We start from the raw sequence: 13,328 nt of genomic DNA, 5'->3' as shown, positions 1-13,328 counted from the left end.
ACGCCCCCTGCGCGGTAGGCGAGGTTTCAGAGCAGTACAGGTGCTTCGATGAGTACCCCAGGCATCATCTGCCGCAGCCCATCCACCAACCGTTCCCCTGCTTCATGCAAGGCAGCAAGGGGCATCGCCGGCAAGCTCTCGAGAATGAACCACATTTGCTGCGCATCGGCATCCAGCCGCGTGCGTACCCCTTGGCGCCAATTCCAGCGCCGGCAGGTCACGCCGTGGTCATCACGCCATACAACCTCGCCCGGTGCAGGCGGGTCGTTGGCCAGCACGCCATCCTTGTAACAGTCGAACAGCTCGCAGCCATCGGCAACCAGCAAACGTGGCGCGCCTTTATAGGCGGCCAGGTTCTCGCCTCCGACCGGCACCGCGTACTGCAGGCTGATGGCGTTGTACAGGTCCACCACCGGGTCGATGCCCGGCATGCTGCCATCGCGCATCACCCGCTTGCGCAGGGCATCGGCAGAACACGGTGTACGCTTGGGTTTGGCGCCAAAGGCCTGAAACACTTCGGCCCAGGCAGCCAGGTGCGCATCAGCCCATGCAGGCCCACCCGCCAGCACCGTCGTGCAGGCTTGCTCAAGCGCTTGGCTGGCAACCTGTGGCTGCTGGATCGGTGCGGCGTGCGCAACAATGCTCAGGGCGCGAAAGCCTGGTGCAAGTTCTGAAATGGCAGGGGCGATGGACGGGATGACGGAGGGCATTGGCAGGCTCGTGCGGGGTATGGAGCAAGCAGAATGCCGCTGAAAGCTGACGTTGGAAAAGTGATATCTGCTTACCCTGCATAAGCCAGGCTAATGCCCCGCGAGAGCAGCCATGCCGGGCGCCGTACCGGCCGGAAAGGGGCGCAAAGCGCCCCCGGCCATTCGGTACAGGCCTCAGGCCACTGCCTTGTCTACGCCGCGCCCGGCTTCCAGCTCACGCACCAGCGGCAATACGCGCTCGCCAAAGTACGCCACTTCCTCCTGAAAATGCAGGAAGCCGGACAGGATCAAGTCCACCCCTACCGCCTTCAGTGCAACGATACGCTCGGCAATTTGCTGCGGCGTGCCGATCAGGTTGGTCTTGAAGCCATCGTTGTACTGCACCAGGTCCTCGAAGCTGGATTTGGCCCAGTTGCCCTCGCCTTCCGGGCTGGCAGCCCCGGCGTGCTTTACCTCGTTGCCAAACGCCCGAACCGCCTCGGGGTTGGCCTTGTCGATGATTTCCTGCAACACCGCCCGCGCCTCTTCCTCGGTGTCGCGGGCAATGATGAAGGCATTCACCCCCACCTTGACCGAGTGGCCGTTGGCTGCGGCCTTGGCGCGGATGTCATCGACCTGGGCCTTGATCCCTTCCACGCTGTTGCCGTTGGTGAAGTACCAGTCCGACACCCGCGCGGCCATGTCCCGCGCCGCACGCGAGCTGCCGCCCTGGAAGATCTCGGGGTGCGGCTGCTGCAGCGGCTTGGGTTTGAGGTTGTAGTCACGGAAGCGATAGAAGTCGCCGTTGAAGGTGAAGTTGTCCTGCGTCCAGATGCCCTTGAGCGCGCGGATGAACTCCTCGGAACGGCGATAGCGCTCGTCGTGGTCCAGCCACGGCTCACCAATGGCGTGGAACTCGCCCTTGAACCAGCCCGAGACCACGTTGATGGCGATGCGGCCATGGGTGAACTGGTCGATGCTGGCCAACTGCTTGGCCGCCAGCGCCGGGTTCCACGGCCCTGGCAGGATGGCGGCGATGACCTTGAGCTTTTCCGTGGCAGCCAGCAGCGCGTGGCTGATGGTGACCGACTCGTGCTGGTTGTCGGCACCATAGCCGGCGGTGAAGCGGATTTGCGACAGGGCGTAGTCGAAGCCAGCTTTTTCAGCGATTTGCGCAAGCTTGCGATTGTAGTCGATGTCCCAGCTGGTGCGTTGCTCGATGGTGCTGACCACCAGGCCACCGCTGACGTTGGGGACCCAGTAGGCGAACTTGAGTGGGGCGTGGCTCATGGGGAAGCTCCTTGAGAATGCTTGGGGTGCAAGGAGGCAGGAGCAGCAAGCATGCCAACGGCTGGATTGCTTTACTTTCAACGGGTTAATGGAATTAGTCGGCGATGCTGGCTGCATGTGATCAAACACGCTGTCGGATCACTGTTGCCTGCGCAACATCGCCGCTTGTTGCTGGCTCACCGGTTCTTGCGCATGCCCATGTGAGCGTCATCCATCAAGGCTTTGGCCATGTCGCAGAGAAAGTGCGAGGCCCAGACCAGCACCGGTTCGTTGTCCATTACCCCGATAAACGATGCCCGCCGCGAGCAATCCATCAGCACAGAGGCCTGCTCGACAGCATGGTCACAGCAGTTGCCGGGCTCGACACGGAACAGCTTCTTGCCGTCAATGATACCGTCCAGGAAAGTGGCCGAGCCTACGGTCAGCCCAAGGGTGCCGGTGTCGTCATCCAACTCCTTGTCCATCTTGAACCTCTTCTGAATCTGCCAGCCAGTGGTACTGCCCTCCACTATCCTGTGGGAGCGGGTTCACCCGCGAACACGGGCGCAGCCCGCGCCATCCACCGCTGGCAAAACTTGATTTCAGCCAATCAATGCAAGGTATGCATTTGCGGCTTGCCTTTGAACTGCACCTGCGCAATCGCCGACTCCAGTAACGAGCGCACAGCCTCCACTTCATGCATCACCGCCAAGGTCATGACGGTGGCGGGAGACTTGGGCAGCGTGGAGATGGCGTGATGGCCTACGGACAAGGCGCAGAGGACGTATTCCGTGGCCTGGATCAGGGTGTCTTCCAGGTGGTGCGAAGGGTCTGAGGAAACGGGTGGATCCGGGACAATTTTGAGCATGGTCACATCTCGATTTCGTGAGAGAAAACCACACCCCATCCCTTGCAGAGAATGGGTGGCGGCTGCGTACGGGCCTGCAAGACCGGGGAAGATCGAGAAAACCCGGCTGACCCGAAGGTCACCCGCACGCAGCCACCATTAAGCACGACCATTGGCGCAGGCCAATAGCTCGATGGTGAACACGCTTTCGATACTTCCCCGGGCTTGCAGACCCGGTCGTTGAATTTGCAACGACAGGTCGAGACTAGGGAGATCAGGTTTCCATCGCAATGGTGAAACGGCTTGAAAAGGATGATTCAGAAACGGCCTACATGGAAGGGGAAAAATCTGGCTCTATCGTGTAGGAACGACAAAGAATGTGGCGGACCAACCAAGAGCCCTGTGCGTGGTTGCCTCACGCAAAGCGACAATGTTCAGTGCTGACTAAACCGCCAACCGCGCCAGCCGCTGCAGAGCCAGAATCACTCCCTCGTCCCGCTCTTCGAGCACATCCGCCTGGATCAGGGCGATCACTGCCTTCAGCAACTCGGTCTGGTTCATCTCTGTTTGTTGTTGAAGCGCAAGCATGTCCTCTGCCATGTGCGGATTAACCTTCATCGACAACCGCCGGGTTGCGTTGGACCTTGCAAGCCCTCGCTGCTCCCGCTGCTCATCCAACGCCTGGATGAACGCCAGGTGCGCAGCCCGCAATCGCCCCCCCTGCTGAACCTGCGCCAATCGCTGAACATAGTGGGCCAGAAACAACTTGCGTAAATTGGCCCCGGCGTCGCTGCTGACTGCATGCATGGCCGCATCCAGCACGTCCACGTAGACCGCCGGCAAGCGTGCCTCGATAGACTTGAGCTGCTGCTTGCGCGCCTCATGAATGGCTGGTGTGGATTGCGGTGGAAGGGCGACCACGCCATCGCAACGGGTACACACGCCCACCAGTATGTCCCTGGCCACACCCTTGCCATCGCTGAACGGTACATCCCGGCGGGCATAGCGAGTGGTCACCACTGCCTGGCACTGCTCGCACAGTGCTTTTCCGCTATCCCCTTCGAACAGAATCTTCATGATCTGGGTACTCCCGCTGATTCAAGCGCAGCTATCTCTGCGCACCGGGCCTCTCTGAACCCAATTGTCATACATCACCGCTGCCAGTACGAAATTTATCGTACAAACCAGAATGGAATCTACCGCTTGCGAAGCCAAAGCGACCAGCGGCACGCCTACGGGTTCGGGCGAAGACTCAACGCTTTTATGGTTGCTGGCGGCTGCCCATATACGCGTATGCGTTAGGCAACCCGATGTCATACACCGCGTCGCATTCTTCGCGGGTGAACCCGCTCCCACAGTTACGGAGCAAGGTCCGGGGTCGCCGCTCCCATGTGCCATCCATTGAGGCCCAACCGCGCGAGAGTGAAGAAGCATGAAACATTATTTATCAATATATTTTCTCATTTGATGTAGCTTCTCATTCGCACGAAATCTGTAACCCTTTTACCAGCCCCCCGCCTCAGGAATTCCCCGTGAAACGTCATCTCCCTGCCCGCCTCCTGCTGGTCGGCGCATGCAGCGCCATGCCTGTCGTTCATGCCGCCGACAACCTCACCCTGCCCGCGACCCAGATCGACAGCACGAGCGAAGTGGTGGATGGCGTGAGCCAGGGCTACGAAGGCAGGGCTTCATCCAGCACCACCAAACTGGGCCTGACCGACAAGCAGACCCCGCAGGGCGTGACAACCATCACCCGCCAGGCGCTGGACGATTTCAAGATCACCGGTATCAAGGACGCACTGCGCGCAGCACCGTCGGTAACCGTCGAGCAAACCGAAACCGACCGTACCGAATTCACTTCGCGCGGTTTCGACATCGACACCTTCGAGTACGACGGCATGGGCTTGCCTTTCGTAAGCAGCACGTTGGTAGGTGACCAGGACCTGGCCGAGTACGAGCAGATCGACGTGTTGCACGGCGCCAATGGCTTGATGAGTGGTGCCGGCAACCCGTCGGCCACGGTCAACTTCGTGCGTAAACGCCCGACAGATACCTTCCAGGCGCAGGTCGACACCAGCGTCGGCTCGTGGGACAGCCGCCGTATCGACGTCGATGTTGCAGGCCCGCTGACCGACAGCGGCAATGTGCGCGGCCGCTTCATCTACTCCCACGACAAGGGCAACTCATGGATGGACCGCTACAGCCACGAGCGCAACGTTGCTGCCGGCCTGCTGGCGTTCGATGTGTCCGACGCCGACACCGTGACCGTGGGCTTCTCCCAGCACAACAGTGACTCCAACGGCAGCACCTGGGGCAACCTGCCACTGGTGGACAATGACGGCAATGCCATCCACTACAGCGGGCGCAGCAACAGCATCGGCCAGCCGTGGACCTATTGGAACCTGCACACCCAGCGGGCCTTCGTCGAGCTGAAGCATGATTTCGGCAATGACTGGAACGCCACGCTCACGGCCACCGGGCAGCAGGAAAAGCAGAACACCAACATGCTTTATGTAGGTGGCGTCTCCGGTGATGTAGCCGACGCGTATGCCAACCACACCCGCAGCGAGGCTCACCAACTGCTGGGCGAGGCCAAGGTGCAAGGCCCGTTCAGCCTGTTCGGTCGCGAGCACCAGTTGACCTTCGGGGCCGCGTACGGGCGCACGCACCAAAAAGGCCAGGAGTATGACGAAGACCTGGAGCATGGCAGTTTCTTCAACACTTCGTTCTCGGGCATCCTGGCGGGCAATACGCCAATGCCCTCGTTTGGCGTCACCAGTGACGACCTGGCGCAGAACTTCCAGGACACGCAAAAAAGCGTATTCGCCGGTGCGCGCTTCAACCTGGCCGATAACCTTCACTGGATAGCCGGTGCACGCATGCTCAGCGCCGACGGCAAGGGTGAGAGCTACGGTTCAGAACACTCCACGCGCGCCCATGGCAAAGTCACGCCCTACACCGGCCTGGTCTACGACCTGAACGAGGCATGGAGCATCTACGGCAGCTGGACCAAGATCTACAACCCGCAATACAACGTGGTCGGTACCGACGGCAAGCTGCTCGACCCACTGGAAGGCAAGAGCATGGAAGTGGGGGTAAAAGGCAGCGTGATGGACGAGCGCCTGCACCTGACCGCTGCGCTGTTCAAGACCGAGCAGCGCAACGTGGCTGTGGATGCCGGATTCGACGGGGTTCAAGAGGTTTACACACCGGGCGACTTCAAGAGCCACGGCGTAGAGTTGCAGGCGTCCGGCGAAGTGGCGCCGGGGCTCGACCTGCTCGCCGGCTACACCTATGTACGTATTGACGATGACAACGGCGAGCGTGCGCGCAAATATGTGCCGGCCCACAGCTTGCGCGGCATGGTCACTTACCGCTTGCCGACCCTGCCACAGATGAAGGTTGGCGCCCGTGTCAGCTGGCAGACTGGCGTCGAGAACGACACCAACAGCGCCATCCACCAGAACGCCTACGGCCTGGTTGACCTGATGACCAGCTACGACATTGACAGCAACTGGAGCACGTCGCTGAACCTGAACAACGTCACCGACCGCAAATACCTGCTGTCGCTGTACAACAACGCGACAACCGCCAGCTACGGTGCACCCCGCAACCTGACGGCTTCGGTGACCTGGAAATATTGACCCCGCCCATACTGTGTAGCGGCGCACTGAACGGCATCCAGTGATGGCTTGTCTTGGTCGAGTGACCAGAATGCTCAAGCTAGTGAGCGGTTTTTCGACCCGTCGAGCCACTCACTGCGTGTCAGCTCCCATACCTCGACCTGCATTGGCCCAGAAACAAAATATCCATCACGGGTACTCACCCTACGCATGCCCTCATGCTCTGAAACCCTGCGCGAGGCATGGTTGGCAACGGCTTTGGGAACCTGCATGAGCGGGCGTGACAACGCCTCAAACCAATAGGCGTTGATGACCCTGCAGGCTTCGCGCATGTAGCCCATGCCCCACCACTGCGGCGCAAGCCAGAAGCCTCTGTTGTTTCCAGGCTGCTCATACAAACTGATGCTGCCAATGGTGCACTCCGCCTCGTTGCGCAGGCGGATCATCCAGTGCCATTCACGGCCCGCAGCCATGGCAGGCAGGGCGATATCCCGCACATAGACCAGCGCACCGTCCTCCGGATATGGCCATGGGACGCGACGATCGAGGTAGCGGACAACTTCCCATTGCGGGAACAACTTCTGGATTGCAGGCGCATCCTCCAGTCGCAGGGGCGTGAGTACAAGGCGATCGGTATACAGCGTCGGCAGGCAATCCATGGCATTCGTTCCTGGGCATCCTTGTGGAAGCTTCTGATAGTCTGCGATGGGTCGTTTGTTGTCGAGCGGGATAACGGCTTACCTATGTGACCTGCATCCAGACGCCTCTCAGCTGAACACCCAAAGCACGCGGGTAGGCTTGTCGGTGAGGTTGGCGTAGCGAAAACTGGCGTGGGGTTGCAGTTGAAAACTGTCACTGGCGCGCAGCGTGACCGGCTCGCCGCCACCCAGCCACACAGTCAGCTCGCCTTCAAGCACGAAGCAGCCCTGCTCCGAGCTGTCGTCCAGGTACTCCTCACCACTGCTCGCCCCTGGCTCCAGGTGGCTATCGAGCATGGAGAACGCGCCCGTTATCGTGGGGGATGCCAGCACATCGGTAATGCCACCGGCCAGGTGCAGCGTGCGCCGCTCGTGAGGGCGGGTAACCCAGTCGAGCTCGCGGGGCTTGTCCAGTTTGTAAAAGTAGGCGGTCGAGACGCCGAGCTCTTCGCTGATGGCCGTAAGGTCGGCCACGGTCGGGCGCGATACGCCGCGTTCGACCTGAGACAGAAAACCCACCGAACGGCCGATACGCTGCGCCAGCTCGCCCAGCGTCAGGCCTTTGAACTTGCGCAGGTCGCGAATCAGTACTGCCAGGCCTTCGATTTCTTCGTGCACTTTCATAGTTGAATCGCGACTTTCAGACGGGAAAATAATGCCCTGAAAAGTACATGATTCATCTCACAAAGCAAATTGCTTCACACAGCGGCTGACACGGCCCCTTGTAGGAGCGGCCTTGTGTCGCGACAGGGCTGCGCAGCAGCCCCGGCAATCGATGCATCCACCCTAAGATCCCGGGGCTGCTGGGCAGCCCTATCGCGACGCAAGGCCGCTCCTACAGAACCGCGCCAGGTTTGGAAGATGTGCTTTGCCCTTACCGGAGAGCCTCATAGGTCAGGTCCAGGCACTTGCGGGCTTTTTCCACCAGCTCGTCGATCTCTTCGATGCTGATCACCAGCGGCGGCGCGATGATCATGGTGTCGCCCACGGCGCGCATGATCAGGCCGTTGTCGAAGCAGTGCTGGCGACAGATCATGCCGACACCTTTGCCTTCGTAACGGGCACGGGTGGCCTTGTCTTTCACCAGCTCGATCGCGCCGAGCATGCCCAGGCCGCGCACTTCGCCTACCAGCGGGTGGTCGGCCAGTTCACGCAGGCGTTGTTGCAGATATGGCGCGGTTTTATCGTGCACCTGCTGGATGATCCGCTCGTCACGCAGAATCCGCAGGTTCTCCAGGCCCACCGCAGCCGCCACCGGGTGGCCGGAATAGGTGAAGCCGTGGTTGAAGTCGCCACCTTCGCTGATGACCTTGGCCACTTCGTCACGCACGATCACCCCGCCCATGGGGATGTAACCAGAGGTCAGGCCCTTGGCAATGGTCATCAGGTCGGGCTTGAGGTCGTAGTAGTCGGTACCGAACCACTCACCGGTACGGCCAAAACCGCAAATCACTTCGTCGGCAACGAACAGGATGTCGTACCTGGCCAGGATTTCCTTGACCTTCGGCCAGTAAGTTTGCGGCGGAATGATCACGCCACCGGCGCCCTGGATCGGCTCGGCGATGAAGGCGGCAACGTTGTCCACGCCAACTTCAACAATCTTCTTCTCCAACTGCTCGGCCGCCCACACGCCGAACTCGGCCTCGGTCATGTCGCCGCCTTCGCCGAACCAGTATGGCTGCGGAATATGCACGATATCCGGGATCACCCCGCCCTGCTGGTGCATGCCGCTCATGCCACCCAAGGCTGCGCCCGCCACGGTAGACCCGTGGTAACCGTTGATGCGGCCAATGATGACGTTCTTGTTCTTCTTGCCCTTCAGCGCCCAGTAATGGCGCACCATGCGCAGCACGGTGTCGTTGCCTTCGGAGCCGGAGCCGGCGAAGAACACGTGGTTCATGCCTTGCGGCGCCACGTCGGCGATTGCCTTGGCCAGCTCCAGCGCAGGCGGGTGCGCGGTCTGGAAGAACAGGTTGTAGTAAGGCAGCTGCTTCATCTGCTGGCTGGCAACTTCGGCCAGCTCATCGCGGCCGTAGCCGACCGCCACGCACCACAGGCCCGCCATGCCATCAAGAATCTTGTTGCCCTCGCTGTCCCACAGATACACGCCCTTGGCGGAGGTGATGATGCGTGGGCCTTTCTCGGCCAGTTGTTTGACATCGCTGAACGGGGCCAGGTGGTGGTCGCGGCTCATCGATTGCCAGGCAAGGGTCTGCGAATTCTTTTCACTCATTGACTTCTACTCCATCAAGGTGCGCAGCCGGGCTGCGCGGGTACTTTTTATAGTTGGGAACGGTCGCTGTTCAGGCCGACAGCAACAGCCTCTGGCGCAGTACCGAGCGGTGCCGGCAGGCCTTGCCAAAGGATTGGAAGATGGTCAGGTAATGCGGGTTGTCCATGACCTGGAACTCGGGGTGCCATTGCACGGCCAGGGCAAACCCCTTGCCGTTCTCGACCGAAATCGCTTCCACCAGGCCATCGGGTGCCAGCGCTTCCACCCGTAGCCCCGGGGCCAGTACATCGATGCCCTGGCCATGGATGGAATTGACGTCGAAGACCGCGGGCAAGCCCATGCGGTCGAGCAGGCCGCCGGGCTCTACATGCATGGTGTGGCGTGGCCCATACTGCTTGTCGATGGGCTCACCCTTGCCTTCGCGGTGGTCCATGAACACACCGGTCTCGTGGACCTTCTGGTGCAGAGTGCCGCCCAGTGCCACATTCATTTCCTGGAAGCCACGGCAAATGCCGAGCACCGGCACGCCGGCGGCGATGGCCGCACGCATCAGCGGCAAGGTGGTGGCATCACGCAACGGGTCGTGATGGGTGCCCTCAGCACTGGCCGGGCCGTTGTAATGGAACGGCTCGATGTTGGACGGCGAACCGGTGAAGATCAGCCCATCCACCACGTCGAGAATATCGGCGCTGTCCATCAGTTCACCGAGGCTGGGAATCACGATGGGCAGCCCACACGCTGCCTTGGCTGCCGCGCGCGCATACTTCTCGCTGATGGTCTGGGTTGCATGCAGCTCGATCATGCTGGTGCATGCGGTAATGCCGATAACGGGCACACGTGGCATATCTTCCTCCGGCAAATCCATATTGCGCGTTGTGTTGAAAGGGAGGGTGCAGCGTCGCTGTGCGAACTCGGCACCTACAGGAACCAGCGGTATTCGCGGGCATCGATGTAGCGCATGAAGTCCAGTTGCTCCTGGTATTTGTTTTCGCAATAGACCATCACGAACTCACTGCCCAGGCCTTCGTTGACCACCGGGTGGTGACGCATGGCGGCCAGGGCGCTGAGGGCATCCTTGGGGAAGTCGATGCCGCTCTGACGGTTTTCGTTCAGCGGGGCGATGGGCTCGACACCGCGGTCCAGGCCGTGCTCCATGCCGGTCAGGATGGCCGCCAACACCAGGTACGGGTTGGCATCGGCACCGGCGATGCGGTGTTCGATGCGCAGGTTGCGCGGGTCGGATTCGGGGATGCGAATGCACGCATCACGGTCTTCGAAGCCCCAGCTGGCCTTGCTAGCCGCGTTCACCATGGCGCCGTAGCGCCGGTAAGCATTGTGGTTGGGGGCGAAGATCGGCATGCAGTGCGGCAGCAGCTCCAGGCACCCCGCCACCGCATGGCGCAGCTTGCGTTGTTCAGCGCCGGCCAGGATGTTGTTGCCGGCGGCGTCATACAGGCTGACGTGCACATGCATGCCGCTGCCCGGCGCGTCCAGGTACGGCTTGCTCATGAAGCTGGCACGGTAGCCGTGCTTCATGGCGATACCGCGGGTACTGCGGCAGAATAGCGCCGACCAGTCCGCCGCGCTCAGGGCATCGTCGCTGTGGGAGAAGTTGATCTCGAACTGGCCAGGGCCCAGCTCTGCGGTGATGACGTTTGCCGGCACACCTTGCTCGTTGGCGCCATCGACCATCTCGTGCAGCACCGACGAGAAGCGTGAAAGCCGCTCGATGTGCATGTTCGGCTGGTCGTCCTCGTCCCCGGTGGCTGTGTCGCGTGGGTACTGTGGCAGGCCGTTGTCGAGCTTGCGGTCGAACAGGTAGAACTCCAGCTCGAACGCCACCACCGGGCGTATGCCGCGTTTGGCCAGGCGCTGAATCACGCGGGCCAGCACTTCACGGGGCTCGAACTCGATAGGCTTGGCGGTGCCGTCGGAGGTGATGAGCATCTGGGCAATCACTTCCTTTTCCCAGCGCACCGGCTTCAGGGTACCCGGCACCAGGCGCCGGACAGCATCCGGGTCGCCGTCGGCAAAGCAGTAATCGCCAATCGGGTAAAGGCCACCCTGGGTACCCAACAACACGCAGTTCTGCGGCAGCTTCAGCGGCGCGCCGGCTGCAACCTTTTCCAGCATGTCCATGGGGTAGCGCTTGCCGTAGAAGTGCCCGGGGATATCCAGCGCAATCAGGTCGACATAACGAATTTCTGGGTGCTCCGCTCGGAACGAGCGCACTTCGGCCAGCAGATCCGCAAAGATGACACTCATCTTCTTATCCTTGTGAGGTGAACGAATTCAATTGAAGACCCAGAGCACGCGGGTGGGTTTTGCCGTCAGGTTGGCGTAACGGAACTGCGCGTGGGGTTGCACCTGGAAGCAGTCGTTGGCCTGCAGGGTCACGGCCTCGCTGTCGTCCAGCCATACCGTGAGTTCGCCTTCAAGCACGAAACAACCCTGCTCGGAACGGTCACTCAGGTACGCCTCGCCACTGGTGGCGCCTGGCTCCAGATGGCTGTCGAGCATGGCGAAGGCACCGGCGATGGTGGGCGAAGCCAGCACATCGGTAATGCCCGACTCCAGGTAAAGCGTGCGCCGCTCGTGGGGGCGCGTGACCCAACCAATGCTGCGGGGCTTGCTCAGGTTGTAGAAGTACGCGGTGGATACGCCGAGCGCTTCGCTGATGGCAGTGAGGTCCGCCACGGTAGGGCGCGAAACACCGCGTTCGACCTGAGAAAGGAAGCCGACCGAGCGATTGATGCGCTCGGCCAGCTCGCCCAGGGTCAGGTTCTTGAATTTGCGCAGGTCGTGAATAAGGATCGCGAGGGCTTCAACCTCTTCGTGCATCTTCATCGATTGGGCTGCCGTGAAATTTTTAGAGTTATTTTTCATGAAAAATTACATGAAAATTTTCACGAGTCAAGCCGAACTCTGATTTGTGCAGCAGCGAACAGAGGGTTTGGGGTGCAAGGATCCGGATTGGCAACGGTGCCGCGGGTTTCTTTAAAGGTGCTCAGGGAGTAGCCTCGGCGGTGAATCTTCCCAGCCCGGCCATTGCCCTCGTCATGCCAAACGGTTTCCCAGAATTGCCCCCGCTTAACGCGTTACGCGTGTTTGAAGTGGTTGCCCGCCACCTGAACTTCCGCGTGGCTGCCGAGGAACTGGGTGTGACCCAGGCTGCAGTCGCGCAACAGATACGCGGGCTGGAAGCGAACCTGAACCTTCGCCTGTTCGAGCGCCTGCCCCGGGGCCTGGCGCTGACCGATGCCGGCCTGGGTTACAGCGGCAGCATTCGCAGCGCCTTGGCGATGATCGATGAGGCAACCCGCCTGCTACGGCCACAAACCTCTCACCTGACCGTCAGCGTTACCCCTACCTTTGCCTCCAAGTGGCTTATTCCCAGGCTGGGCAGCTTTGCGCAAACCTATCCAGACATCGATCTGCGTGTACTGGCCACAGATCGGCTGTCGCACTTCAGCACCGATGGCGTGGATATCGCAGTGCGCTATGGCAAGCCCGAAATTGGCGCGGGTTTGAACAGCGAACTATTGATGGAGCAGCGCATCGTCGCCGTGGCCAGCCCAAAGCTGTTTGAAGGCACTCATGCCCCGGCCAGCTTTGCCCAGCTTCAAGAATTCATCATGCTGCACGATGCCCATAATTTCTGGCCTCAGTACCTTGCTGCAGTGTTCCCGCAACACACCCAACCGACTGCGAAAAACCTGCGGTTCAATCAGACTTCATTGGCCATCGACGCGGCCATCAGTGGTCAAGGCATTGCTTTGGCCAGCCTGGCGTTCGTCAGCGATGAAATCGTTGCGGGCAGGCTGATGCAGGTCTTCGGTCAGCAGCTCAGGCTCGATAAGTCGTTCTATCTGGTGTGGCCACGCAAGCTGCAGCAGCCTGAGTCGCTAAGCGTTGTACAGCGCTGGCTCAAGCAACAGGCTGACAATAGTTAATCTACTGCCACGGTAA

13 protein-coding genes are annotated in these 13,328 nt (G+C 60.7%); 2 read left to right on the top strand and 11 right to left on the bottom strand.

The window, feature by feature from the left end:
- Window positions 1-26: 26 nt before the first annotated feature.
- The 5 genes from ABI582_RS15275 to ABI582_RS15255 all read right to left on the bottom strand — a co-directional run bounded on the left by ABI582_RS15275 (window position 27) and on the right by ABI582_RS15255 (window position 3,882).
- Entirely contained in the window at window positions 27-710 is a 684-nt protein-coding gene (locus ABI582_RS15275) for a B3/B4 domain-containing protein (protein ID WP_442119593.1), read from the bottom strand.
- 174 nt (window positions 711-884) lie between these two features.
- Window positions 885-1,979, bottom strand: coding sequence for a dimethylsulfone monooxygenase SfnG (sfnG, locus tag ABI582_RS15270; protein ID WP_442119592.1), 1,095 nt, complete (start codon window positions 1,977-1,979; stop codon window positions 885-887).
- A 176-nt stretch (window positions 1,980-2,155) separates the two neighbouring features.
- Window positions 2,156-2,443 carry a DUF3077 domain-containing protein gene (locus tag ABI582_RS15265; protein WP_043198462.1) on the bottom strand — a complete coding sequence of 96 codons (288 nt, stop codon included), beginning with the start codon at window positions 2,441-2,443 and terminating at the stop codon, window positions 2,156-2,158.
- Window positions 2,444-2,568: 125 nt separating this feature from the next.
- On the bottom strand, window positions 2,569-2,826 hold the full coding sequence (locus ABI582_RS15260; protein WP_338746677.1) for a hypothetical protein: 258 nt from the start codon (window positions 2,824-2,826) through the stop codon (window positions 2,569-2,571).
- Window positions 2,827-3,249: 423 nt separating this feature from the next.
- On the bottom strand, window positions 3,250-3,882 hold the full coding sequence (locus ABI582_RS15255) for a hypothetical protein (RefSeq protein ID WP_442119591.1): 633 nt from the start codon (window positions 3,880-3,882) through the stop codon (window positions 3,250-3,252).
- Between the two features lie 506 nt (window positions 3,883-4,388).
- Between ABI582_RS15255 and ABI582_RS15250 the strand changes: the two genes are divergently transcribed.
- Window positions 4,389-6,449, top strand: coding sequence for a TonB-dependent siderophore receptor (locus tag ABI582_RS15250; protein ID WP_442119628.1), 2,061 nt, complete (start codon window positions 4,389-4,391; stop codon window positions 6,447-6,449).
- A gap of 74 nt (window positions 6,450-6,523) precedes the next feature.
- On the opposite strand, the gene ABI582_RS15245 is transcribed toward ABI582_RS15250, so the two are convergent.
- From ABI582_RS15245 to ABI582_RS15220, 6 genes are all read right to left on the bottom strand, one after another.
- Window positions 6,524-7,087, bottom strand: coding sequence for a GNAT family N-acetyltransferase (locus ABI582_RS15245; RefSeq protein WP_442119590.1), 564 nt, complete (start codon window positions 7,085-7,087; stop codon window positions 6,524-6,526).
- A 108-nt stretch (window positions 7,088-7,195) separates the two neighbouring features.
- Complete coding sequence (locus tag ABI582_RS15240) at window positions 7,196-7,750, bottom strand: helix-turn-helix domain-containing protein (protein WP_016485777.1); 555 nt, start codon at window positions 7,748-7,750, stop codon at window positions 7,196-7,198.
- A gap of 250 nt (window positions 7,751-8,000) precedes the next feature.
- Window positions 8,001-9,359 (bottom strand): aspartate aminotransferase family protein, encoded by a 1,359-nt coding sequence (locus tag ABI582_RS15235; protein WP_442119589.1) that lies wholly within the window; start codon window positions 9,357-9,359, stop codon window positions 8,001-8,003.
- A 70-nt stretch (window positions 9,360-9,429) separates the two neighbouring features.
- Complete coding sequence (locus ABI582_RS15230; RefSeq protein WP_258656018.1) at window positions 9,430-10,203, bottom strand: gamma-glutamyl-gamma-aminobutyrate hydrolase family protein; 774 nt, start codon at window positions 10,201-10,203, stop codon at window positions 9,430-9,432.
- Window positions 10,204-10,277: 74 nt separating this feature from the next.
- Window positions 10,278-11,624, bottom strand: coding sequence for a glutamine synthetase family protein (locus ABI582_RS15225; protein WP_442119588.1), 1,347 nt, complete (start codon window positions 11,622-11,624; stop codon window positions 10,278-10,280).
- Window positions 11,625-11,651: 27 nt separating this feature from the next.
- Window positions 11,652-12,206 carry a helix-turn-helix domain-containing protein gene (locus tag ABI582_RS15220; protein ID WP_338746673.1) on the bottom strand — a complete coding sequence of 185 codons (555 nt, stop codon included), beginning with the start codon at window positions 12,204-12,206 and terminating at the stop codon, window positions 11,652-11,654.
- Between the two features lie 212 nt (window positions 12,207-12,418).
- Here ABI582_RS15220 and ABI582_RS15215 point away from each other — a divergent pair, with 212 nt between their 5' ends.
- Window positions 12,419-13,312 carry a LysR substrate-binding domain-containing protein gene (locus ABI582_RS15215; protein WP_442119627.1) on the top strand — a complete coding sequence of 298 codons (894 nt, stop codon included), beginning with the start codon at window positions 12,419-12,421 and terminating at the stop codon, window positions 13,310-13,312.
- Window positions 13,313-13,328 lie beyond the last annotated feature (16 nt).

Source organism: Pseudomonas sp. SAS7, assembly GCF_052112345.1.
Lineage (GTDB): Bacteria > Pseudomonadota > Gammaproteobacteria > Pseudomonadales > Pseudomonadaceae > Aquipseudomonas > Aquipseudomonas putida_Q.
Note: the sequence above shows the minus strand (reverse complement) of the source record. Positions and strands in the feature narration are given on the sequence as shown.